This is a genomic window from Arthrobacter sp. NPDC080086 (assembly GCF_040702285.1).
In genome coordinates, this window is record NZ_JBFBKP010000048.1 from 1 (window position 1) to 23,595 (window position 23,595).

General features: G+C 70.0%; 20 protein-coding genes. 4 read left to right on the forward strand and 16 right to left on the reverse strand.

Translation table 11 applies throughout. From position 1 onward, the window contains the following. The 3 genes from AB0305_RS15415 to dxr form a co-directional block, all read right to left on the reverse strand. Nucleotides 1–517: MarR family transcriptional regulator (locus tag AB0305_RS15415; RefSeq protein WP_366173331.1), on the reverse strand; the 517-nt coding region annotated here is incomplete at its 3' end. Nucleotides 518–604: 87 nt separating this feature from the next. Beyond that, a complete protein-coding gene (locus AB0305_RS15420; RefSeq protein ID WP_364137117.1) occupies nucleotides 605–1,936 on the reverse strand; it encodes a site-2 protease family protein in 1,332 nt (443 codons plus the stop codon). Between the two features lie 11 nt (nucleotides 1,937–1,947). Further along, nucleotides 1,948–3,162: a 1-deoxy-D-xylulose-5-phosphate reductoisomerase gene (dxr, locus tag AB0305_RS15425; protein ID WP_364137115.1), complete on the reverse strand. Its 1,215-nt coding sequence runs from the start codon at nucleotides 3,160–3,162 to the stop codon at nucleotides 1,948–1,950. Between the two features lie 74 nt (nucleotides 3,163–3,236). On the opposite strand from dxr, the gene AB0305_RS15430 reads away from it, so the two are divergent. Continuing rightward, complete coding sequence (locus tag AB0305_RS15430) at nucleotides 3,237–4,733, forward strand: lipase maturation factor family protein (protein WP_364137113.1); 1,497 nt, start codon at nucleotides 3,237–3,239, stop codon at nucleotides 4,731–4,733. Nucleotides 4,734–4,838: 105 nt separating this feature from the next. Here AB0305_RS15430 and AB0305_RS15435 read toward each other — a convergent pair whose 3' ends face one another. From AB0305_RS15435 to AB0305_RS15445, 3 genes are read right to left on the reverse strand one after another with little or no spacing between them, the layout of a single operon-like run. Continuing rightward, nucleotides 4,839–6,371 carry a tripartite tricarboxylate transporter permease gene (locus tag AB0305_RS15435; RefSeq protein ID WP_290258377.1) on the reverse strand — a complete coding sequence of 511 codons (1,533 nt, stop codon included), beginning with the start codon at nucleotides 6,369–6,371 and terminating at the stop codon, nucleotides 4,839–4,841. Then, entirely contained in the window at nucleotides 6,364–6,903 is a 540-nt protein-coding gene (locus AB0305_RS15440; protein ID WP_290258378.1) for a tripartite tricarboxylate transporter TctB family protein, read from the reverse strand. The genes AB0305_RS15435 and AB0305_RS15440 overlap by 8 nt, the downstream gene beginning before the upstream one ends. A 2-nt stretch (nucleotides 6,904–6,905) precedes the next feature. Then, nucleotides 6,906–7,925 (reverse strand): tripartite tricarboxylate transporter substrate-binding protein, encoded by a 1,020-nt coding sequence (locus AB0305_RS15445; RefSeq protein ID WP_364137110.1) that lies wholly within the window; start codon nucleotides 7,923–7,925, stop codon nucleotides 6,906–6,908. A 172-nt stretch (nucleotides 7,926–8,097) separates the two neighbouring features. Between AB0305_RS15445 and AB0305_RS15450 the strand changes: the two genes are divergently transcribed. Both AB0305_RS15450 and AB0305_RS15455 read left to right on the forward strand, forming a co-directional pair. Continuing rightward, nucleotides 8,098–9,768 carry a sensor histidine kinase gene (locus tag AB0305_RS15450; protein ID WP_364137108.1) on the forward strand — a complete coding sequence of 557 codons (1,671 nt, stop codon included), beginning with the start codon at nucleotides 8,098–8,100 and terminating at the stop codon, nucleotides 9,766–9,768. Further along, on the forward strand, nucleotides 9,765–10,556 hold the full coding sequence (locus AB0305_RS15455; protein ID WP_364137106.1) for a response regulator: 792 nt from the start codon (nucleotides 9,765–9,767) through the stop codon (nucleotides 10,554–10,556). Before AB0305_RS15450 ends, AB0305_RS15455 begins: the two co-directional genes overlap by 4 nt. Before the next feature lie 400 nt (nucleotides 10,557–10,956). On the opposite strand, the gene AB0305_RS15460 is transcribed toward AB0305_RS15455, so the two are convergent. From AB0305_RS15460 to AB0305_RS15490, 7 genes are read right to left on the reverse strand one after another with little or no spacing between them, the layout of a single operon-like run. Continuing rightward, nucleotides 10,957–11,790, reverse strand: coding sequence for a CoA ester lyase (locus AB0305_RS15460; RefSeq protein WP_364137104.1), 834 nt, complete (start codon nucleotides 11,788–11,790; stop codon nucleotides 10,957–10,959). Further along, nucleotides 11,787–12,380 carry a MaoC family dehydratase gene (locus AB0305_RS15465; RefSeq protein ID WP_364137323.1) on the reverse strand — a complete coding sequence of 198 codons (594 nt, stop codon included), beginning with the start codon at nucleotides 12,378–12,380 and terminating at the stop codon, nucleotides 11,787–11,789. Before AB0305_RS15465 ends, AB0305_RS15460 begins: the two co-directional genes overlap by 4 nt. A 17-nt stretch (nucleotides 12,381–12,397) precedes the next feature. Beyond that, nucleotides 12,398–13,180, reverse strand: a complete 783-nt coding sequence (locus AB0305_RS15470; RefSeq protein WP_364137102.1) for a CoA transferase subunit B — start codon at nucleotides 13,178–13,180, stop codon at nucleotides 12,398–12,400. Between the two features lie 2 nt (nucleotides 13,181–13,182). Then, nucleotides 13,183–13,965, reverse strand: coding sequence for a CoA transferase subunit A (locus tag AB0305_RS15475; protein WP_364137100.1), 783 nt, complete (start codon nucleotides 13,963–13,965; stop codon nucleotides 13,183–13,185). A 20-nt stretch (nucleotides 13,966–13,985) separates the two neighbouring features. Further along, complete coding sequence (locus tag AB0305_RS15480) at nucleotides 13,986–15,161, reverse strand: acyl-CoA dehydrogenase family protein (RefSeq protein WP_364137098.1); 1,176 nt, start codon at nucleotides 15,159–15,161, stop codon at nucleotides 13,986–13,988. 5 nt (nucleotides 15,162–15,166) lie between these two features. After that, nucleotides 15,167–17,332, reverse strand: coding sequence for a biotin carboxylase N-terminal domain-containing protein (locus tag AB0305_RS15485; RefSeq protein WP_364137096.1), 2,166 nt, complete (start codon nucleotides 17,330–17,332; stop codon nucleotides 15,167–15,169). 8 nt (nucleotides 17,333–17,340) lie between these two features. Further along, nucleotides 17,341–18,948 carry a carboxyl transferase domain-containing protein gene (locus AB0305_RS15490; RefSeq protein WP_364137094.1) on the reverse strand — a complete coding sequence of 536 codons (1,608 nt, stop codon included), beginning with the start codon at nucleotides 18,946–18,948 and terminating at the stop codon, nucleotides 17,341–17,343. A gap of 205 nt (nucleotides 18,949–19,153) precedes the next feature. Here AB0305_RS15490 and AB0305_RS15495 point away from each other — a divergent pair, with 205 nt between their 5' ends. Beyond that, on the forward strand, nucleotides 19,154–19,774 hold the full coding sequence (locus AB0305_RS15495; RefSeq protein WP_364137092.1) for a TetR/AcrR family transcriptional regulator: 621 nt from the start codon (nucleotides 19,154–19,156) through the stop codon (nucleotides 19,772–19,774). Nucleotides 19,775–19,882: 108 nt separating this feature from the next. On the opposite strand, the gene AB0305_RS15500 is transcribed toward AB0305_RS15495, so the two are convergent. From AB0305_RS15500 to pdhA, 3 genes are read right to left on the reverse strand one after another with little or no spacing between them, the layout of a single operon-like run. Further along, nucleotides 19,883–21,280 carry a dihydrolipoamide acetyltransferase family protein gene (locus tag AB0305_RS15500; RefSeq protein WP_364137090.1) on the reverse strand — a complete coding sequence of 466 codons (1,398 nt, stop codon included), beginning with the start codon at nucleotides 21,278–21,280 and terminating at the stop codon, nucleotides 19,883–19,885. Continuing rightward, nucleotides 21,277–22,287, reverse strand: a complete 1,011-nt coding sequence (locus AB0305_RS15505; protein WP_364137088.1) for an alpha-ketoacid dehydrogenase subunit beta — start codon at nucleotides 22,285–22,287, stop codon at nucleotides 21,277–21,279. Before AB0305_RS15505 ends, AB0305_RS15500 begins: the two co-directional genes overlap by 4 nt. Beyond that, nucleotides 22,287–23,465 carry a pyruvate dehydrogenase (acetyl-transferring) E1 component subunit alpha gene (gene pdhA / locus AB0305_RS15510; RefSeq protein WP_364137086.1) on the reverse strand — a complete coding sequence of 393 codons (1,179 nt, stop codon included), beginning with the start codon at nucleotides 23,463–23,465 and terminating at the stop codon, nucleotides 22,287–22,289. The genes AB0305_RS15505 and pdhA overlap by 1 nt, the downstream gene beginning before the upstream one ends. Nucleotides 23,466–23,595: the final 130 nt, after the last annotated feature.

Here is a 23,595-nt window from a genome sequence, read left to right on the forward strand (position 1 = left end):
CGTCCACCACCTTCCACTGGGCCGCGGTCCGGTCCTGGACCAGGCGGCCGATCAGCCGCAGGACCGCCTCGGCGTTGGCAGCCTCCCGCTCCCCCGGCGGCGCGGCCGGTGTCCCGGAGGCGCCGTCCCCGGCGCCGGCCGGGCGGGAGGCCGCCCCTCGGCGCGGGGTCCCCTCGGTGCCGGCTTCGACGGCGAGGGGAACATGCCCGGCGGCCTTGGCCCGCTCCACCGCGAGCCGGGCCGCCACGAACGCCGGCCCGGAGCCTTCACGGGGGCTGGCCGGCAGCGGTTGGTCCACGGCCCCGACGCCGATTCCGACGTACCAGTGGCCGTCCCGGAGGGCGTGCAGGGCGGTGTCCACCACCTCGGCAGGCGACTGCAGCACCCCCTGCAGCTCGTCGCCCACGGAGCGTTCGAAGGTGGCTCCGGGGACCAGTCTGGCCAGCTCCGCCAGCAGGCCGGGGACCCGGTCCACATCAGTGCTGCTGCCGCGCTGGTCGATCGTCAGGACGTACATACCGCAACCCTAGGCGGCTGATTCATAAAGATCAACCATCTAAAGCTGATTATCAAAAATCAGTTCAAAATGGCTTAGTAGCGGGAATCAACCGAAAAGGTTCACCGGTTTGACGATGTCCGCGTAAATCAGCAGCGCTGACATGCCCATCAGCAGCGCCGCCACCACGTACGTCACGGGCAGCATCTTGGCGATGTCGAACGCCCCCGGATCCGGCCGGCCGAAGAGCTTGGCGATCCGGCGCCGGGCACCCTCGTACAGCGCGCCCGCCACGTGGCCGCCGTCGAGCGGCAGCAGCGGGACGAGGTTGAAGACGGCCAGGGCGAAGTTCAGCCCGGCGAGCAAGCCCACCAAGGTGGCGAGCCGGCTCTGAAGCGGCACCTGTTCCATGGCGGCGACCTCGCCGGCCACCCGGCCGACGCCCACCACGCTGATGGGGCCGTTGGGGTCCCGGGGCTCCGAACTGAAGGCCGCCTGCGCCACGCCCACCACGCGCGCCGGGAGGTTCAGGACGACGCCGGCGATCTGCTTGATGTTCTCCCCGGCCATCGGGAGCACCGCCGACGCCGGCTGCTGCACCAGCGCCGACTGCGGGCCGATGCCGAGGAAACCGACGTCCTGGTAGCGGAGCTTGCCGTCCGCGTCCTTGGCCTGGCGTCCGTCGGCGCCGACCACCGGGCGGGAGGAGAGCACCGGGGTCACCGTGGTGGTGACGGGGGCGCCGTCGCGCTGGACCGTGACGCTCACGGTCTTGCCGGCCGAGGCCCGGATCCAGCCGGTGAGCTCGTCCCAGTTGGTGACCTGCCTGCCGTCGAAGGAGGTGATCGTGTCGCCCGGCTTCAGTCCGGCGGCGGCCGCGGGGGTGAGCTTGCAGTCCTGCGAGTTCGGGTCCACGGTTTCCCCGGCCTTGACCTGGCACTTGGAGACGTCGGCAATGGTGGTGGTGGAGCCCGCCACGCCGAAGCCCATCAGCAGCACGGCCGTCAGCACGAGGCCGATCAGCAGGTTCATGGCCGGGCCGCCGAGCATGATGATGATCTTCTTCCAGACCGGCAGCCGGTAGAACACCCGGTCCCGGTCTTCGGGGCCGATCTCCTCGTGCGCCAGCGACCGCGCGTCGGCGGCCAGGGACTGGAACATGCCGGTGCTGGAGGCCCGGACGGTGCCGTCCTCCGGGTTGGGCGGGTACATGCCGATCATCGAGACGAAGCCGCCGAGGGGGATGGCCTTGACGCCGTATTCGGTCTCGCCGCGGCGCCGCGACCAGAGAGTGGGACCGAAGCCGATCATGTATTTGGTGACGCGGACCTTGAACAGCTTGGCCGGCACCAGGTGGCCCACCTCGTGCAGGGCGATGGACACGGCGATGCCGATCACGACAAAGACGACGCCGAGGATGAAGAGGAGAACGGGGCTCATGCTGGGTCTGGCTACTTCCTGGGCACGGACTGGCTGGGGGTGGCGGGGGTTCCTACGGCCAAACGCTCGAGGGTCCGCGCGCGTGCCCACTTTTCAGCATCCAGCACGGCCTCGACCGTCAGCCCGGAGGATCCTGTGTGCTCGCTGAGGACGGCCTCGACGGTGTCCACGATGTCGGGGAAGCGGATCCGGCCGGCGTGGAAGGCCATCACGGCTTCCTCGTTGGCGGCGTTGAAGACCGCCGGGTAGGTGCTGCCGCGGCGGGCGGCGTCCTTGGCCAGGCCGACGGCGGGGAACGCGCCGGCGTCCAGCGGTTCGAACGTCCAGCTGGTGGCCCGGGTCCAGTCGCACGGGGACGCGGCGCCGGGAACCCGGTCCGGCCAGCCGAGGCCCAGGGCGATCGGCAGGCGCATGTCCGGCGGGGAGGCCTGGGCGATGGTGGATCCGTCGGTGAACTGCACCATCGAGTGCACCACGGACTGCGGGTGGACCACGACGTCGATCTTCTCCAGTGGGATGTCGAAGAGCAGGTGCGCCTCGATCACTTCAAGGCCCTTGTTGACCAGGGTGGCGGAGTTGGTGGTGACCATCAGGCCCATGTCCCAGGTGGGGTGGGCCAGGGCGTCCTGCGGGGTTACGTCCAGCAGCTCGGCCCGGGTCCGGCCGCGGAACGGACCGCCGGAGGCCGTCAGGACCAGGCGGTCCACCTCGGCGGCGGTGCCGGAGCGCAGGCACTGGGCGATGGCGGAGTGTTCGGAGTCCACCGGGACGATTTGGCCCTCGCGGGCGGCGGCCTTGACCAGGGCGCCGCCGACGATCAGGGATTCCTTGTTCGCCAGGGCGAGCGTGGCGCCGGACTTCAGGGCGGCGAGGGTGGGTGCCAGGCCGATCGAGCCGGTGATGCCGTTGAGGACGACGTCGGCGGGGATCTCCGCGATCCGGGTGGCGGCGTCCGGGCCGGCGAGGATCTCCGGACGGTACCCGGTCACCCCGGCAGCGCGCGCGGCGTCGTCAATCAGGCGCTGCAGCCCGGCCGGGTCGCCGGCGGCGATGCCGACGGCGCGGGCCCGGGTGTGGACCGCCTGCCGGGCCAGGAGTTCAAGGTTGCCGCCGCCCGCGCTGAGCGCCACGATCTCGAACCGGTCGGGCGCCCCGTCGACGACGTCGAGGGCCTGGGTACCGATGGACCCGGTGGATCCGAGGAGGACAATGCTGCGCGGCTTCATGCCTCCAGTATCCCGCACCGGCACTGCCCCGGCCGCGCCTTGACGCCCTCCGGCGGCGGCGTACCGTGGGAATCGTGGAGTGGACGGCCTGGTTTGACGCGCCGGACTACGGATTCGCCCGGCAGGTACTGCAGCGCGGCGTCGCGGCCGTTTTTGTGGTCGCGTTCCTCTCCTCGCTGAACCAGTTTCCGGCGCTCCTCGGCGAGCGCGGACTACTCCCGGTCCCCTCGCTCCTGGCCCGCGCCCGGCGCCCGCTTCGACCCACCCTGTTCGCCTGGCACTATTCGGACCGTTTGCTGCGCGCGGTCTGCGCCGTCGGGATGCTGATCGGCGCCGCCCTGGTACTGGGCCTGCCGCAGCAGGGGCCGCCGTGGCTGCCGCTGCTGGCTTTCCTGGCGCTCTGGTTGCTGTACATGTCGATCGTGAACGTGGGCCAGACGTTCTACGGGTTCGGCTGGGAGATGCTGCTGCTGGAGGCTGGGTTCACCGTGGGGTTCCTCGGCTCGGAGCAGACTCTCCCGCCGCGGACCGTCCTGCTCCTGCTGGTGTGGCTGCTGTTCCGGCTGGAATTCGGGGCGGGGATGATCAAGATCCGCGGCGGCCGGGAGTGGCGGGACCTCACCGCGCTGTACTACCACCACGAAACCCAGCCGATGCCCGGGCCCCTGAGCCGCCAGGCCCACCTGATGCCGAAGGCCTGGCACCGGCTGGAGGTCCTGGGCAACCATGGCGCCCAGCTGGTCGTGCCGTTCTTCCTGTTCGCCCCGCAGCCGCTGGCGTCCGTGGCCGCGGGGATCGTGGTGTTCACCCAGCTGTGGCTGGTGGCCAGCGGCAACTTCGCGTGGCTGAACTGGATGGCGATTCTGCTGGCTTTCGCGGCGGTGAGCGATCCGGTGCTGCACGCCCTGTTCCCCGGCCTGCCGTCCGGCTGGCGGCCCCCGGGTGCGGCGGAGGGAGCAGTGCCGGCGGGAGGTGTCGTGTCAACGGAGGGCTCGCAGGCGCCGCTGCCCTGGCTGGTGCTGGTAAGCCTGGCCACCGTGTTGCTGCTGGTGCTCAGCTACCGCCCGGCGGCGAACCTGGTCTCGTCGTACCAGCTGATGAATGCCGCGTTCAACCGGTGGCAGCTGGTCAATGCCTACGGGGCGTTCGGCTCGGTGACCAAGCAGCGGATCGAGATCGTGGTGGAGGGGACCCTGGACCCCGAGCCGGACGAGGCGGCGGACTGGCGGGAGTACGGGTTCCGCGGCAAGCCCGGTGATGTCCGGCGCGTGCCGCGGCAGTGGGCGCCGTACCACCTGCGGCTGGACTGGCTGATGTGGTTCCTGCCGCTGCGCAGCGTGCACGAGCAATGGTTCTACGCGTTCCTGGCGAAGCTGCTGGAGGCAGACCGGCCCACGCTGCGGCTGCTGCGGGAGGACCCGTTCGACGGCGCCCGGCCGCGCTGGGTGCGGGCCCGGAGTTTCCACTACCGCTTCGCCACCCGGGCGGAGTTCCGCGCCACCGGCCAGCGCTGGGTCCGGATCCTGCTGGAGGAGTCCATCCCGCCGCTGTCCCTGCCGCCGGAGGACTGAGTGCCCGCCGGGACCGCAGCGATCTGACACGAATGGCCGGAATGGTGGGTACCATTCCGGCCATTCGTGGCAAACAGGCGCGGTGGCCTGGCTAATGCTCCCGCCCTAGACGGACACGGATTCCTTCTCGGTGACCGCCTCCAGGGCGGCCTGCCGGCGGCGCAGCCACCAGGAACCCAGGAAGATCAGCGCCATGGTCGCGTAGACCACGACTGCGAACGGGGTGGAGAACAGCGCGGTGGGGTCGTTCTGGGAGAGCTGCAGCGAGCGCCGCAGCTGCACCTCGAACATCGGCCCCAGGATCATCGCCACCACCATGGGCGCCACGGGGTAGCCGTAGCGGCGCATGAAGTAGCCCAGGATGCCCACCACCAGCAGCACCCCGACGTCGATCGGCGAGAAGTTCACCGAGAACGCCCCGAGGGCCGCGAAGACCAGGATGCCGGCGTAGAGGAACGGCCTCGGGATCTGCAGGATCTTCACCCAGAGGCCCACCAGCGGCAGGTTCAGCACCAGCAGCATCAGGTTGCCCACGTACAGGGAGGCGATCAGGGTCCAGACCAGGGCGCCCTGGTTTTCGAACAGGAGCGGCCCGGGCTGGATCTGGTAGCGCTGGAACGCGGTCAGCATCATCGCCGCGGTGGCGGTGGTGGGGATGCCGAGGGTCAGCAGCGGCACCAGGACACCGGCGGCGGCGGCGTTGTTGGCCGCCTCGGGACCGGCGACGCCCTCAATCGCGCCCTTGCCGAACTGGCGCCGGTTCTCGCCCTTGGCCAGCCGCCGTTCCGCCGCGTAGGACAGGAACGTGGAGACGTCCGCACCGCCGGCGGGGACCGTGCCGATCGGGAAGCCGATGAACGTTCCGCGCAGCCACGGCTTCCAGGACCGCTTCCAGTCCTCCTTGGACAGCCAGGCGTTCTTGCCCTTGCTGACCGGGATGACCTCCACCGGACCGTGCCGGAGCTTGGAGGCGACGTAGAGCGCCTCGCCCAGGGCGAAAAGGCCCACGGCCACCAGCACCATGTCGATGCCGTCCACCAGGTTGGGGTTGTCGAAGGTGAAGCGCTGCTGGGCGGTGCTGTCGTCGATGCCGATCAGGCCGATGAACAGGCCCAGGGCCAGGGACGCGAGCCCGCGGAGCACCGAGGCGCCCAGCAGCGCGCCGACGGTGAGGAAGGCCACCACCATGAGTGCCACGTAGTCCACCGGGCCGAGGCCGACGGCGAATTCCGCCACGACGGGGGCCAAAAAGGACAGCAGCACAGTGGCGATGGTGCCGGCGATAAACGAACCGATCGCCGCCGTCGCCAGCGCCGCCGCTCCCCTGCCGGCCTTGGCCATCTTGTTGCCCTCGAGGGCGGTGACGATCGAGGCGGATTCACCGGGGGTGTTGAGCAGGATCGACGTCGTCGACCCGCCGTACATGCCGCCGTAGTAGATGCCGGCGAACACGATCAGCGCCGCGGCCGGATCCAGGGCATAGGTGATGGGCATCAGCAGTGCCACGGTCATGGCCGGGCCGATGCCCGGGAGGACACCGACGGCGGTGCCGACGAAGACGCCGCCCAGGGCGTAGAGCAGGTAGACCGGCTGGAGGGCGTTGGCGAAGCCGTCAAGCAGGAACGTAATGCTATCCATGGAAGAACGGCACCCCCTCGAACAGCGGGCCCGGGGGCAGGGACACGCCCAGCAGGCCGCCGAAGACGTACTGCAGGAGCAGTGCCATGATCACGGCGACGACGATCGCCTTCCAGAGCGGCTTGGCCTCAAGGGTCCAGGCCGCCCCGCTGAACAGGACCGCCGCGGCCACGGGCCAGCCGGCGGGTTCGATCAGGACGATGTGCAGCACCACGAAGCCGACCAGCTTGGCCAGGGCCACCCAGTCTGTGGAGGCATCTGCGTCGAGGTCCTCGCCCTCCTCGGCCTGGCCCACCTTGCCGCGCAGGACCTGGATGACGATGCCGGTGCCGACGGCCACGAGGGTGCCGCAGACGATGTAGGGGAAGGCACGGGGGCCGATGCCGGTCTCCGACGGCGGGATCGGGATGGATCCCGCCGTCAGGAGTCCCGCCGCGCCGATGCTGACGAACAGGAGGGCGAAGAGAATCTCCCCGAGAGGCCGCTTGGCGGGCGCCTCCACGTGGGTGGACTCTGTTGTTGGGGCGGACACTGTTACTTGACCAGGCCGATTTCGGTCAGCGTGGTCTTGACCTTCGTGATGTCCTCGCCCAGGAAGGTCTTGAAGCCGTCGCCGGCCAGGAATGCGTCGTCCCAGTTGTTCTTCTTCAGGGTGGACTTCCAGGCCTCGGTCTCGTGCAGCCTGGTGACGAGTTCGGTCAGCTTGGTCTTCTGGGCGTCGTCGATGGAGCCGGGGGCCACCACGCCGCGCCAGTTGGTCAGCACGACGTCGATGCCCTGCTCGGTGAGCGGCTTGATGCCGGGCAGCGCCGGGACCTCGCCCTTGCCGGAGACGGCGAGCGCGCGGACCTTGCCGGCCTTGACCTGTTCGGCGTATTCGCCGATGCCGGAGATACCGGCCTGGACCTTGTTGCCCAGCAGCGCGGCAATGGACTCGCCGCCGCCGGAGTAGCCGATGTAGTTCAGCTTGTCCGAGCCGACGCCCTGGGACTTGAGGATCTGCCCGGCCAGGATGTGGTCCGCGCCGCCGGCCGAGCCGCCGGTGATGGCGACGCCCTTGCCGTTGGCCTTGATGTCGTCCACCAGGTCCTTGACGGACTGGTACTTCGAGGACGCCGGGACCACCAGGACCAGGGGCTCCTCGGTGAGGCGGGCGATCGGGGTGGTGTCCTCCAGGCGGGACTTGGCGCCGTTGGTCTCGACGGCCCCGACCATGACGTAGCCCATCACCATCAGGGTGTTGGCGTCCTTTTCGGTGGCCAGCTTGGCCAGGCCGTTGGTGCCGCCGCCGCCGCCGATGTTGGTGACCTGGGCGGAGCTGACGAGCTTGTTGGACTGCAGGTCCGCCTGAATGGCCCGGCCGGTCTGGTCCCAGCCGCCGCCGGGGTTGGCAGGGACGATGATGCTGAGCTTCTTGACCGGTTCGGCGGCGGATCCGTTGCCGGCGGCGCTGCCGGTGCCGGTGCCGCCGCCGCAAGCCGCGAGGGTGAGGGCGAGGCCTGCCGCTCCGGCGGTGAGGGCGGCGCGGCGGGTGAAGGTGTGGTGGAACGTCATGATCTCTCCTTGGACACATGTGATGCACATCATTGGAATCACTTCCCCGACCCTAGGAGCGGCCACGGTGGCGGGACAGTATTAGGACGTAGAGGTAGTAGTGGTCATATTGGTCACGGATCGTGGCCGGCTTCCGGCACCGGGCGGCGGTCCCGGGTGGCAGACTTGTGAGGTGTTTCACAGCGTCCCGCTCCGCTTCCAGCTGGTGGCCCTCCAGCTGGCCATCGTCCTGGCCGTGCTCACCGCCGTCGGCGTCGTGACAATCCGCATGCAGGAGGCGCAGCTGCGCGACGCGTACAAGAGCCGGCTGATCGGCGTGGCCGAGAGTGTGGCCCGGCTGCCGTCGGTCATCAACGCCTTCGGCACGCCCGCCCCCGCGGAGACCATCCAGCCGATCGCCGAGGTGATCCGGCAGGCCTCCAACGTCACCTATGTGGTGGTGACGGACAAGTTCGGCGTGCGGCAGTCCCACCCGAACCCGGAGGAGATCGGCAAGCACGTCTCCACGGACCCGTCCGTCCCGCTCGCCGGGGACATCTACGTGGGAACCCAGACCGGCACGCTGGGCGAGTCCTGGCGGGTCAAGGTGCCCATCTTCGACCGGAACGGGGCGGTGATCGGGTCGGCCTCCGTGGGGGTCCTGGAGAGCACCCTCGCCGCCGACCTCTACGAGGACCTGCCGCAGCTCTTCGGCTGGCTGGTGGGCGCCGCGCTGCTGGGGTCCCTCGGCGCGATGTACATCTCCAAGCTGGTCTGGCGGCAGATCTACAAGCTGGAACCGGAGGACATCGCTGCGCTGCTCGAGACCCGGGACGCCATGCTGCACGGCCTGGGTGAGGGGCTGGTGGCGGTGGACGCCGACGGCACCGTGGTGCTGGTCAACGACGAGGCCCGGCGGCTGCTGGGCGTGGGCGAGGAGATCCTCGGCTCCCCCGCCACCGCCTCCCTGGAGCCGGGCATCCACCGGCTCCTCGCGGCCGGGTCCAGCACCGAGGAACTGGTCCTCTCCGGCGAGCGGATCCTCCTGGGCAAGGTGAACGCCGCCACGGTGGACGGCCGGGAGGTGGGCAAGGTGCTGATCCTGCGGGACCGGACCGAGCTGCACGCCATGCTGCGGGACCGGGACGGCGCCCTGGACGTGACGCTGGCGCTCCGGGCCCAGGCGCACGAGTTCGCGAACAAGCTGCACGTCGTCTCCGGGCTGCTGGAACTGGGCCAACAGTCGAAGGCGGTAGAGTTCCTGGGCCGCAGCGCCGCCGATGCCGGCTTCGTGAACCGTCCGCTGGCGGCCGGCATCACCGACGACGGCGTCCGGGCCCTGCTGATCGCCAAGTCCACGGTGTGCGCCGAGCGCGGGATCGACATCGAGGTCGCGGAGGACTCGGTCTGCGCCCCGGACGGGACCGACGACGTCATCACCGTGCTGGGGAACCTGATTGACAACGCCGTCGACGCCGCCGGCTACGACAGCACCGTGGCCGTCGCCCTGGCCGAGACCCCGGCCGGCGGCCGCGTGCTCACCGTCGAGGACGACGGCCCGGGCGTGCCGGACGCGGACCGGCAGGCGGTGTTCGAACCCGGGGTCACGAGCAAGGATGCCGACGGCGTGAACACCCGCGGATTCGGGCTGGCCCTGGTCCAGCGCGTTGCCCGGCGGCGCGGCGGGACGGCGGCGGTGACCCGTTCGGACCTGGGCGGGGCGCGGTTTACGGTCACGTTCAGCACAATTACTTCACACACGGTTACTTCACACACAGTTACTTCAAACACGGCGGGGAGCGCCGCGGCGGCTTCCCCGGCGGGGCCGGACGCCCCACGGAAGGCGGCACTGGAACGGCTATGAGCGGCATACGCACCCTCATCATCGACGATGACGTGGCGGTTGCGGGGATCCATCACGGGTTCCTGCTGGCCCGCGGCGGCTTCGACGTCGTCGGCACCGCCCACTCGGGACGGCAGGGACTGGACCTCGCCGCGGAGCTGCTGCCGGACCTGGTCCTGCTGGACATCCACCTTCCCGACATGTCCGGGCTGGAGGTGCTGCGGCAGCTGCGGAACCGGCCGCACCAGCCCACGGACGTCCTGGTGATCACCGCGTCCCGGGAGTTGGAGACGGTCCGCGCGGCGATGGCCGGAGGGGTGCTGCACTACCTGGTCAAGCCGTTCACCTCGCAGGCCCTGAACGAGCGCCTGGACGAGTACGTGGCGCTGCGCGACGAGCTGGCCGCAGGGTCCTCGGCCGGGCCGCTGGACCAGGACCGGATCGACCGGTTGGTGGCACCCTCCCGGCGTGCTACCGCGGCGGCCGGGGCCGGGCAGGCTGCCGAGGGTCACGCGGCAGGTCAGGCGTCAGAGGCCGACGGCGGCGGGACCGGCGCGGGGGTCAGTGCCGGTGCGGACGGGGTGCGACTGCCCAAGGGGTTGTCCCGGCCCACCCTGGACGCGGTGATCGAGGCGCTGCGGGCCAGTCCCGAGGACGTGTCCGCGGCCGGGCTCGCTCTGAGGCTGGGCCTCTCCCGGGTCAGCGCCCGGCGCTACCTCGAGTATCTGGTGGTCAACGGCTTCGCCCGGCTCACCCCGCGGTACGGCGCCGCCGGCCGGCCGGAGAACCGCTACCTCTGGCGCCGCTGAGCACGCCCATACCCCACCAGCTGCGACGAGCATGCCCATTCTTCGCGCCAGCCGCCATGCGGATGCCCATACCCCACCAGCAGCGATGAGCATGCCCATTCTTCGGGTGGATCGGGGCAGGTTTCGTCCGTAACCTGCCCCATTTGCCGGAGTTGGCCGCTATAGACCCTCGCATTTCGGCCATCTGTGGCGAATCGATGAGAATTCAGGCGTGGCCGGGAGGGCACCATGGCTTTCCGCGCGGTCGGGCCGGGCCACGCCAGCAGCAACGCCGGTGACACCCGCCTACGCCCATTTGACGGAGTTGGCCGCTATGGACCCTCGCATTTCGGCCATCTGTGGCGAATCGATGAGAATTCAGGGCGAGGCCAGCAGGTCCCGCCCCCAGCGGGCCTGAAGGCTAGTGCCCGGCGCGGCGGAGCGTGGCCTCGGCGTGCTTGAGGATAGGCCCGTCGATCATGCTGCCCTTGTGCTGGAAGACGCCCGTTCCGGCGGCTGCGGCGGCGTCGAGCAGCTCGCGCGCCGTGGCCACTTCTTCCTCGGACGGGGCGTACGCCTCCCGGACCACGGCCACCTGGTTCGGGTGGATGCAGGCCTTGGAGCCGAAGCCGGAGGCGACGGCGTCGCGGCTCTCGGCGGCCAGGCCGTCCAGGTCCGGAATGTTGACGTAGACCGAGTCCACCGCTTCCTTGCCGGCGGCGCGGGCGGCCAGCAGCACCGTGGAGCGGGCGTGCAGGGCGACGGCCCGGTAGCCGCCGTCGTCGTTCCGGCTGGACGTCCCGCCGAGGGAGGCGATCAGGTCCTCGGCGCCCCACATCAGGCCCACCACGTTGGGTTCGGCCGCGATGGCCGCGGCGTTGACGATCCCGGCCGCCGTCTCGCACAGGGCGATCACGCTGAAGCCCTCTAGCTCGCGGAGCTGGGCGGCGCTTTCGGCCTTGGCGAGCATCACGTGCCGGTAGGGGGTGTGCTTGAGGCAGTGCAGATCCTTCCCGAACTCCTCGGTCCCGGCCGGGTTGATCCGGATGATGGTCCGGCTGGGATCCAGTTCGGGCACGTCACCGGCCGAGCCGAGCTGGGCCAGGATGGCCCCGCGGGCGCGCTGCTTGTCCGCGGGGGCGACGGCGTCCTCGAGGTCCACGATCACCGTGTCCGCGCGGTCGGCGGCCTTTTGGTAGCGCTCGGGCCGGTCGGCGGGGCAGAAGAGCAGGGCGGGGCCCATCAGGAAGGTCATGCCTCGATTCTCCCCTTTTCGGCGGCTTCCGGTGACGCGGCTTCCCGCGACCCATTCTGCTGCGTCGCCGGCTGCGATCCCGCCTGCTGCGAAGTGTGCGCGTCGCGGGTCCACATCAGGCAGCTGCGGGTGGCGCGGGCCACCACGGTGCCGTCCTGGTTCCGGCCGGTGTGCTCCATGGTCACGATGCCCTGGCCCGGCCGGGACGAGGAGAGCCGCTTCCCTGTTACCACCGTCTCCGTGTAGAGCGTGTCCCCGTGGAAGAGCGGGTGCGGGAAGGACACATCCGTCAGGCCCAGCTGGGCGATGATGGTCCCCTGGGTCAGCTGCGGCACGGACTGGCCCACCATGGTGGCCAGGGTGAACATGGAGTTCATCAGCCGCTGGCCGAAGGGCTGCCCGGCGCTCCAGGCGGCGTCCAGGTGCAGCGACTGGGTGTTCATGGTCATGGTGGTGAACAGGACGTTATCCGTCTCGGTCACGGTCCGGCCGGGCCGGTGCGCATAGGCGACGCCTTCCTCAAGCTCGTCGAAGTAGAGGCCGCGCTGTTCGATAACGCGGCGGCCCGCGCCGCCGGCGTCGGCGTCCATGTGGGAGTGGCTGGTGGTCATACGGAGAGTTCCTGGTCTTCCTCGAAAAGTTCGGCGCCGGTGGCCGCGGCCACCTCTTCCGCGGTCACGTCCGGAGCCAGTTCCCGCAGCACCAGCCGCGAGGTCCCGCCCTCGGTCACGACGTCGATGACGGCGAGGTCGGTGATGATCCGGTCCACGCAGCCCTTGCCCGTAAGCGGCAGGGAGCAGCGCTCCACGATCTTCGGGTTGCCGTTGCGGTCCACGTGCTCCATCATCACGATCACCTTCTTGGCCCCGAAGACCAGGTCCATTGCCCCGCCCATGCCCTTGACCATCTTGCCCGGGATCATCCAGTTGGCGAGGTCCCCGTTCTGCGCCACCTCCATGGCGCCGAGGACGGCGACGTCGACGTGGCCGCCGCGGATCATCCCGAAGGATGCGGCGGAGTCGAAGAAGGCGGCGCCCTTGTTGACCGTGACGGTCTCCTTGCCGGCGTTGATCAGGTCGGGGTCGACGTTGTCCTCGGCCGGGTAGGGCCCGACGCCGAGGATCCCGTTCTCCGAGTGCAGCACCACCTCGACGCCGTCCGGAATGTAGTTCGGGATCAGCGTGGGCATGCCGATGCCGAGGTTGACGTACTGGCCGTTGTGCAGCTCCCGCGCCACGCGGGCGGCGAGCTCGTTCCGGGTCCAGCCCTTGGCCGGCGCGGCAAAGTCGGCGCCGCCGGGAACGGCGCCGTGTTCGACGGCGGGCGGCCGGTATTCGTGCCGGACGGTTTCGGGCCGGGCGGGGCCGTCCGGGGTCTGGGTGCTCTCCACGGTCAGGCTCCTGTCGTTCCGGCGGGCCCGGCGGATGCGGCGGCCACGGTCCGTTTCTCGATGCGTTTCTCCGCCTCTGGGGCCAGGACCACGCGCTGGACGAAGATGCCCGGGACGTGGATCTGTCCCGGATCCAGCTCCCCCGGTTCCACGAGCTCCTCCACCTCGGCGATGGTGATCTTCCCGGCCATGGCGCAGAGCGGGTTGAAGTTCATCGCGGCGGCATGGAAGACCAGGTTGCCGTGCCGGTCCCCCTTCCAGGCGTGGACCAGGCCGAAGTCCGGCGTCAACGCCTCCTCCAGCACGTAGTCGGCGCCGTGGAAGCTCCGGACCTCCTTGGCCGCGGAAGCCACCGCGACGTTGCCGTCGGCGTCGTACTTCTGCGGCAGGCCGCCCTCGGCGACCTGGGTGCCGACGCCGGCGGGCGTGTAGAACGCGGGGATGCCGGCCCCGCCGGCGCGCAGCTTTTCGGCCAGGGTGCCCTGCGGGGTGAGGACCACCTCGAGTTCGCCGGACAGGTACTGCCTGGCAAACTCCTTGTTCTCCCCCACGTAGGAGCTGATGGTCCGGCGGATCCGGCCGTCCTTGAGCAGGATGCCCAGGCCCCAGTCGTCCACGCCGCAGTTGTTGCTGACGGTCTCCAGGTCCGTCGCGCCGCGCTCATGCAGTGCCGCGATCAGCGCCACGGGGATGCCGCAGAGGCCGAAGCCCCCGACGGCAAGCGAGGCGCCGTCGGAAATGTCCGCCACGGCCTCGGCGGCGCTGGCAACAACTTTGTCGATCATCGAAAGGTCCTTCCGTGCGGCTACAGGCCCAGTTCGCGGGCGATCAGCATCAGCTGGACCTCCGTGGTGCCCTCGCCGACCTCCAGGATCTTGGAGTCGCGGTAGTGGCGTGCCACGGTGAACTCGTTGATGAAGCCATAGCCGCCGAACACCTGGGTGGCGTCCCGCGCGTTGTCCATGGCTGCCTCGCCTGCGATCATCTTAGCGATGGCCGCCTGGGTCTTGAACGGCTTGCCGGCGAGCATCCGGGCGGCGGCGTCGTAGTAGGCCAGGCGGGCGGTGTGGGCCCGGGCCTCCATGCGGGCGATCTTGAACGCGACGGCCTGGTACTTGCCGATGTTCTGGCCGAAGGCGCTGCGTTCCTTGGCGTACTTCACCGACTGGTCCACACAACCCTGGGCGGCGCCGACGGCGAGCGCGGCGATGGCGATGCGGCCCTCGTCGAGGATGGAGAGGAAGTTGGCGTAGCCGCGGCCGCGGGTGCCGAGGAGGTTCTCCTCCGGGACCCGGACGTTGTCCAGCGTCAGCGGGTGGGTGTCCGAGGCGTTCCAGCCGACCTTATTGTAGGCCTTCTCCGCCGTGAACCCGAGCGTGCTGGTGGGCACCAGAATGGTGGAGATTTCCTTCTTGATGCTGCCGTCCGGGCGTTCCTGCTGGCCGGTGACCGCGGTGACGGTAACAAGTTTGGTGATGTCGGTGCCGGAGTTGGTGATGAACGCCTTGTTGCCGTTGATTACCCAATTTTTTGCGTCTCCGACGCCTTCCAGCCTGGCGGTGGTCTTGGTTCCGCCGGCGTCGGAGCCGGCCTCGGGTTCGGTCAGGCCGAACCCGGCGAGCGCCTTGCCGGAGGCCAGCAGCGGCAGCCACTCCTCCTTCTGCGCGTCGGTGCCGAAGCGGTGGATCGGCATGGCGCCGAGCGAGACGCCGGCCTCCAGGGTGATCGCGACCGACTGGTCCACCCGGCCAAGCTGCTCCAGGGCCAGGGCCAGGGCGAAGTAGTCCCCGCCCATGCCGCCGGCTTCCTCCGGGAAGGGCAGGCCGAAGAGGCCCATGTCGGCCATCTGGGAGACGACCTCGTAGGGGAAGCTGTGTTCCTCGTCGTGCTTGGCGGAGACCGGGGCAACCACCTGGTCGGCGAAGTCGCGGACGGTGTCGGAGAGGTCCTGGTAGTCCTCGCTGAGTTCAAAATCGGGCATGGGGATCACTCCTGTGGGTGGATGGTGGCGAGGACCTGGTCTGCCTTGACCAGGTCGCCGGTGGTGATGCTGAGGTGGACGGTGCCGTCCAGGGGTGCGGTGAGCTGGTGCTCCATCTTCATGGCCTCCACGGCCACCAGGGCCTGGCCCGCGGTGACGGCGTCGCCGTGGGCCACGGAGACGGACACCACGGTGCCGGGCATCGGCGAGCGCACCGCGGGGTCCGCGGCGCCCTCTTCGCGTTCGACGGCGGCGAGCACCCGGGCGAGCCGGGCTTCCCGGGTCAGCGGCTCGAGCCGGCAGGACCAGCCCTCGTTGCCGACGAAGAGGAACTCGGGCGGGTCTTCCCGAAGGAAGTCGTGCCCGGACTGCGCGAGCGCGAACCGGTGCTCCACGCTGTCGATGTCGAAGAGGATGTTGTCGTCGGAGAGGCCGATCACGGCCACGTCATGCTCGGTGCCGCCGTCGACCCGGACCCGGGCGCGGCCGAGGTCGATGTTCTCCACGAACGTGACCGCCACGGTGGCGAGCCCGCCCCCGGGAATGCCGAAGCTCATGGTCCACGCCGCCGGTGCCCCGATCCGCCAGCCGCGGACGCTGTCCCAGGGCGAGCCCAGGCCCGCGGGACCCTCGGCGAGGACCCAGAACGGCAGGGCCGCCGCCATCAGCTCCGCGTCGCCGGCCCGGCGGAAGGTGAAACCCGGCATTTTGCGTTCGATCAGGCCGGTGTCGAGCCGGCCGGCTCGGACGTCCTCGTCGTTGATCAGCATCCGCAGGTATTCGACGTTGGTCTCAGGACCCAGCACCGTGTACCGGGAGAGGGCCGTGTCCAGCTTCGCGAGGGCCGCGGCCCGGTCCGGACCGCGGGCGATAACCTTGGCGATCATCGGGTCGTAGTCGCTGGAGATCTCGGCGCCGGGCCGCAGCGAGGAGTCGATCCGGATGTCCGGGTCCGCCGCTGCCGGGACCCCGGCGTCCAAAACGGCGGCGTCCGCGTCCTCGAGCGCGGTGAAGATCTCCCCGCGCTCATCCAGCAGCAGCACCTCTCCCCCGGAGGGCAGGAAGTTCTTCTCAGGCACCTCGGCGTAGACCCGGGCCTCCACGGAGTGGCCGGTGAGGACAACGTCGTCCTGGGCCACGGTGAGTTCCTCCCCGGCGGCGATGCGGACCTGCCATTCGACCAGGTCGATGCCGGTGACCATCTCGGTGACCGGGTGCTCGACCTGCAGGCGGGTGTTCATCTCCATGAAGAAGAATTCGTCCGGGGCGTCGTCGGAGACCAGGAACTCCACGGTGCCGGCACCGGAGTAGTTGACGCTGCGGGCGGCGTTGCAGGCGGCCTCGCCGAGCCGTGCGCGGATGGCGGCGCCGTCGGGAAGGCCCTCCAGCAGCGGGGACGGGGCCTCTTCGATCACCTTCTGATGCCGGCGCTGCAGGGAGCATTCGCGCTCTCCTAGGTGGATGACGTTGCCGTGGTTGTCGGCGAGGACCTGGACCTCGATGTGCCGCGGGGTGGTGACCAGCCGCTCCAGGAACAGGGTGTCGTCGCCGAAGGCGCTGGCCGCGACCCGGCGGGCCGTCGCGAGGGTGGCTTCGAGGTCCTCGGGCCGCTCGACCACGTGCATGCCCTTCCCGCCGCCGCCGGCGGAGGGCTTGATCAGCAACGGGTACCCGACGCCGGCAGCGGCCTCGATCAGCTGGGCGTCGCTCATGCCGGGTTCGGCGACGCCGGGGACCACGGGGACGCCGTAGCCGGTGACGTGGTTTTTGGAGCGGATCTTGTCGCCCATGATGTTCAGGGATTCGACGCCGGGGCCGATGAAGGTGATGCCTGCCCGCTCCAGGGCGCGGGCGAAGTCGGCGTTCTCGCTGAGGAAGCCGTAGCCGGGGTGCACGGCCTCGGCGCCGCTGCGGCGGCAGGCATCGATGATGGCCTCGATCTTGAGGTAGCTCTCGGTGGCGGCTGCAGGCCCGATCCGGACGGCGGCGTCGGCCTCCCGCACGTGGCGGGCGCCGGCGTCGGCGTCGGAGTAGACGGCGACCGAGCGGATGCCGAGGGCGCGGAGGGTGCGGATCACGCGGCAGGCGATCTCGCCGCGGTTGGCGACCAGGACGGCGCCGAAGAGCGGCGCGGAGGTCGAAACGGCGGGGGTGCTGGTGGTTGCTGTCACGGCGGGGCTCACATCCGGAAGAGGCCGAAGGAGGTCTCCGGCAGCTGGGTGCGGGAGACGACGTCGAGCGCCAGTCCCAGGACGGTGCGGGTGTCCGCGGGGTCGATGATGCCGTCGTCCCACAGGCGGGCGGTCGAGTAGTAGGGGCTGCCCTGGTCCTCGTACTGCTGCTTGATCGGGGCCTTGAAGGCCTCCTCGTCCTCGGCAGACCATTCCTCGCCGCGGGCCTCGTACTGGTCGCGCTTCACCGTGGCGAGGACGCTGGAGGCCTGGTTGCCGCCCATGACGGAGATCCGGGAGGCCGGCCACATCCACAGGAAGCGCGGCGAGTAGGCCCGGCCGCACATCGAGTAGTTGCCGGCGCCGAACGAGCCGCCGATCACCACGGTGAGCTTGGGCACCCGGGCGGTGGCGACGGCGGTGACCATCTTGGCGCCGTTCTTGGCGATGCCGCCCTGTTCGTAATCCTTGCCGACCATAAAGCCGGAGAGGTTCTGCAGGAAGATCAGCGGGATCCCGCGCTGGTCGCAGAGTTCGATGAAATGTGCACCCTTGAGGGAGGACTCGCTGAACAGGACGCCGTTGTTGGCCACGATGCCCACGGGGTGGCCGTGCAGCTTGGCGAAGCCGGTGACCAGGGTGGTGCCGTAGTTCTTCTTGAACTCGTGGAAGCGGCTGCCGTCCACCAGCCGGGCGATGACCTCGCGGACGTCGTACTGGGCGTTGACGTCGGTGGGGACGGCGCCGTAGAGCTCGACCGGGTCCGCTTCGGGTTCGACAACCGTGTCGATCTCCCAGGCGGGGGCGGCCGGCCGCGGCAGGGTGGAGACGATGTCGCGGACGATCTGCAGGGCGTGCTCGTCGTTCTCGGCCAGGTGGTCGGTGACGCCGGAGATCTTCGAGTGCACGTCGCCGCCGCCGAGTTCCTCGGCCGTGACGATCTCGCCGATCGCCGCCTTCACCAGCGGCGGGCCACCGAGGAAGATGGTGCCCTGGTTGCGGACAATCACGGTCTCATCGCTCATCGCGGGCACGTAGGCGCCGCCGGCGGTGCAGGAGCCCATGACGGAGGCGATCTGCGGGATCTTCGCCGCGGACATCTGCGCCTGGTTGTAGAAGATCCGGCCGAAGTGCTCCTTGTCCGGAAAGACCTCGTCCTGGCGGGGCAGGAACGCCCCGCCGGAGTCCACCAGGTAGATGCAGGGCAGGCGGTTCTCCAGCGCGATCTCCTGGGCGCGGAGGTGCTTCTTGACCGTCATCGGGTAGTAGGTGCCGCCCTTGACGGTGGCGTCGTTGGAGATGACCAGCACCTGGCGGCCGTGGACCAGGCCGATGCCGGCGATCACACCGGCGCCGGGCGAATCACCGTCGTACATGCCGTCCGCGGCGAGCGGGGCGATTTCCAGGAAGGGGCTGCCGTCATCGAGCAGCCGGTCGATGCGTTCGCGCGGCAGCAGCTTGCCGCGGGCGACGTGGCGTTCGCGGGACTTTTCCGGCCCGCCGAGCGCGGAGGCGGCCAGGCGCTCCTTCAGTTCCCGGGCCAGGCCAAGCTGGGCCTCCCGGTTGGCGGCGAAGCCTGCGCTGCCGGGATCCACCCGGCTGGCGATTGTCTCCATTGACTGCTTCCATCCCCGGCCGGACCGGGGCCCTGGGGCTGCCGGTCCGGCCATTTCGGTTAGTAACGCATAACTGAGTTTTAGGTTAGTCTCTACTAACTGTGATGTCCAACACAGGATCGCCGGTGCGGCGGGTTGCAGCCCGCTGTACGGAGCCCGTACAGCGCAGTTAATACCCAGACCAGCCGAGAAGAAGGGTGAGCCGGTGACCGAGTCCAGCCAGCCAACCCAGCGCAGCCGGGCCAAGGAGAGCCGCCGGCAGGCGCTGCTGCAGGCCGCGGCCGCCCTCTTCGCCGCCGAGGGCTTCAACCGCGTCTCCCTGGAGGATCTCGGCGCCGCGGCCGGAGTCAGCGGCCCCGCCGTCTACCGGCACTTCGCCGGCAAGCAGGCGGTGCTGGGGGCAATGCTGCTCAGCGTCAGCCAGGACCTGCTCGACGGCGGCCGCGCCGTGGTGGCCGGCGCCGGGACCGCGGAGACCGCCCTCGCCGGGCTGGTGGAGTTCCACGTGGACTTCGCCCTCAGCCACCCGGACGTGATCCGGGTCCAGGATCAGGACTTCAGCAACCTCGCCGACGAGGACCAGGCCGAGGTCCGGACCCTGCAGCGGAACTACGTAGAGCTGTGGGTGGACGTGCTCTCCGGACTGCACCCGGACACGGACCCGGCCGAACTGCGGATGCGCGCCCACGCCACCTTCGGCCTGATCAACTCCACCCCGCACTCGGTCCGCACCCAGGGCCGCCGGATGGCACTCAAGCGTGCCCGGCCGCTGCTGGAGGGCATGGCCCTGGCCGCCCTTACGGCCCCGGGCAACGGCACGCGCTAGGCGAACTCCCCTGGGCGGGTCTCCCCCGGACGGCCCTGCCCCCCGAACGACAAAGGGCCGGGCGCCCCTCCGGCAAAGGAGGGATGCCCGGCCCCGTGGGCTGGGAACCTAGGCCATGGCGAGTGCCATGCCGGGGTCGGACAGCAGCGCACCTACGTCCTGCAGGAAGCGGGAGCCCTGTTCGCCGTCGACCAGCCGGTGGTCGAAGGAGAGGCTGAGGGTCATGACCTGGCGCAGCGCCACCTCGTCCCGGTACTCCCACGGCATCTTCCGCACCGCGCCGACGGCCAGGATGGCGGCCTCGCCCGGGTTGAGGATGGGGGTCCCGGCGTCGATGCCGAAGACGCCGATGTTCGTGATCGAAATGGTCCCGCCGGAGAGGTCCGCGGGGGCGGTCTTGCCCGCGCGGGCGCTCTCGGTCAGCCCGGTGAGCGCGGTGGAGAGCTGGGTCAGCGACATCCGGTCCGCGTCCTTGATGTTCGGCACGGTCAGCCCGCGCGGCGTGGCGGCCGCGATGCCGAGGTTGACGTAGTTGAACTGGACGATCTCCTGGTTGGCCTCGTCCCACCGGGCGTTGAGCGTGGGGTGGCTGCGCAGGGCGATCAACACGGCCTTGGACACCAGGGTCAGCGGGGTGAGCTTGTACCCGGAGAAGGCCCGGCTGTCCTTGAGCCTGGCAAGCAGTTCCATGGTGGGCGTGACGTCCAGGGTCAGGAACTCGGTCACGTGCGGCGCGGTGAAAGCGCTGGAGACCATGGCCGCGGCGGTGAACTTCCGGACGCCCTTGATCGGGGTCCGGGTTTCCCGTTCGCCGGCCGCCGGGGCAGTAGCCGGCCGCGCGCCGGCCAGTTCCTGCGGGGCGACCGGGAGGTCCCCGCCGCCGACGAAGTTCCGCACGTCCTCCCGGGTGATCAGGCCGTGCTCCCCCGTGCCGGTGACGGCGGCGAGGTCGACGCCGAGGTCCTTGGCCAGCTTGCGGACCGGCGGGGTGGAGCGGGGCCGCTCGGCAGCAGGGGCGCCACTCGGCGGGACGGCGACGGCGGCGGGTGACGGTGCCGGGGCAGGTGTGGAAGCGGCAGCAGGAGCCGGAGCGGGTGCGGCCGCCGAAGCAGCCGGTGCAGCCGCGGCGGAAAAGGTCCGTGCCCGGCGGGCCGGCCGGCCGGAGCCCTCCGGCATGGCGCCGTAGCCCACCAGCGTCGGTTCCCGCTTGGCGGGCGCCTCGCCCGAATTCGCACTGGCGCCGCCGTCGTCGTCGCCCTCGATCTCGAAGGAGACAATCGGCTTGCCGACCTCCACCACGGTGCCGGGCTGTTCGTGCAGCGCGGTGACGACGCCGGCGAACGGCGAGGGCAGCTCGACGACGGCCTTCGCGGTCTCCACCTCGGCGATGATCTGGTTCAGGGTGACGGTGTCCCCCACGCCGACCTTCCAGGCGACGATTTCAGATTCCGTCAGGCCTTCGCCGAGGTCCGGGAGGCGGAATTCCTTGATCATGGTTGCGCTCATCCTTCCAGCCCGCTCAAAGAGTTGGGGCGGCCCAAGGCCCGGTCCACGCCGTCGAGGATCCGGTCCAGTCCGGGCAGGTGGTGCATTTCCAGCTTGGAGTAGGGGTACGGGACGTCGAAGCCGGTGACCCGGACGGGGGCGGCCTCGAGGTGGTAGAAGCAGCGTTCGGTGATGCTCGCGGCGACCTCGGCGCCGAGGCCGCCGGACTGGCTGGCCTCGTGCGTGATGACCAGGCGGCCGGTCTTGCGGACCGAGGCCTCCAGCGTGGCGAAGTCCACCGGGGCGAGGGAGCGCAGGTCGATGACCTCGACGAAGACGCCCTCGTCGGCGGCGGCGAGCGCGGCGTCACGTGCGGTCTTGACCAGCGGGCCGTAGGCCACCAGGGTCACGTCGGTGCCCTCGGTGACCACCCGGGCCTTTTCCATCGACGGGGCAGCGGAGAGGTCCAGGGACTCGTCCACCTCGCCCTTGTCGTGGTAGCGGCGCTTGGGCTCGAAGTAGAGGACCGGATCGTCCCAGGCGATGGCCTGCTGGATCATCGTGTACGCGTCCTGCGGGTTGGAGACGCTGACCACGCGCAGGCCGGAGGTGTGGGTGAAGTACGCCTCGGGCGACTCGGAGTGGTGTTCGGGTGAACCGATGCCGCCGCCGAAGGGCACGCGAATGGTGATGGGCATCTTCACGGCACCCATGGTCCGGTAGTGCATCTTGGCGACCTGGCTGACGATCTGGTCGAAGGCCGGGTAGATGAAGCCGTCGAACTGGATCTCCACCACCGGGCGGTAGCCGCGGTAGGCGAGGCCGACGGCGGTGCCGAGGATGCCGGATTCGGCGAGCGGGGTGTCCACGACGCGGTGCTTGCCGAAGTCCTTCTGCAGCCCGTCGGTGACGCGGAAGACGCCGCCGAGGGTGCCGATGTCCTCGCCCATGAGGATCACCTTGGGATCGTTGTCGAGGGATTTGCGCAGGCCGGAGTTAATCGCCCGGGCAAAGGTCATCTGCGTCATCAGCGAGCACCTTCTTCGGAGGGGGCACCTGCGGGATCGCCGAAGGAGGCCAGGTAACGGGTGTAGTGGTCCTGCTGGCGGTCCAGCCAGGAGTGCGGGGTGCTGTAGACGTGCTCGAAGATCTGCAGCGGCTGCGGTTCGGGCATGTTGATGGTGCCGGAGCGCAGTTCCTTGGCCACGGCGTCGGCCGTGGCGGCGACGGCGGTTTCCACGTCTGCGGTCAGCAGGCCCTTGCGCTCCAGGAGCACCTTGAGGCGGTGGATCGGGTCCTTGGCGGCCCAGTCCTCGAGCTCGTTGGCGTCCCGGTACCGGGTGGGATCGTCCGCCGTCGTGTGCGGGCCCATGCGGTAGGTGACGGCCTCGATGAAGGTGGGGCCGCCGCCTCGCCGGGCCCGGTCCAGGGCGATCCGGGTGGCGGCCAGCACGGCGAGGACGTCGTTGCCGTCCACCCGCATGCTGGGGATGCCGAAGCCGGAGGCCCGGTCCGCGATCTGGATGTGGGACTGCAGCATCACGGGCTCGGAGATGGCCCAGTGGTTGTTCTGGCAGAAGAAGATGACGGGGGCCTGGAAGCTGGCCGCGAAGACCATCGCCTCGTTGACGTCGCCCTCGCTGGTGGCGCCGTCGCCGAAGTAGGCCACGGCCGCGGAGTCGGCGCCGTCGTTCTGGATGCCCATGGCGTAGCCGGTGGCGTGGAGGCTCTGCGCGCCGATGATGATCTGCTGGGTGGCGACGTTCACGGTGTACGGGTCCCAGCCGGCGAGGGCGTTGCCGCGCCAGGCCTTGACGATGTCCGCCGGCTTGACCCCGCGGACGTAGGCGACGCCGTTGTCCCGGTAGCTGGGGAAGACGAAGTCGTCCTCGCGCAGGGCCCTCGCCGAGCCGATCTGGGAGGCTTCCTGGCCCAGCAGCGGCGGCCAGAGGGCGAGTTCGCCCTGGCGCTGGAGGGCGGTGGCCTCGGCGTCGATCCTCCGGATGGCCACCATGTCCTCGTAGAGGGAGGTCAGCACGTCATCGCCGATGTCCTGGACCCAGGGGTCGAACTCGGGATGGCTGACGCGTTCACCCCCCGGGGTGATGAGCTGGACGAGATCCCCGCCCGTGCGCCTGTTCGATCCTGCACTGTTTCCGGGGCCGCCGGGGGCTGCGCCGCCCTGGCCCGCGTCGTCGGTAAACACAGTTTGTCCGCAACCTTCTGACGTCGTCTGACCCCTGCCCGCGGGACTCGTGATCCCAGCGCGCGGCGGCCACCCGGGCGCCGTTGCCCCGGATAATTGTGACCCTACTCACAAGTGCCATTGGGTACAA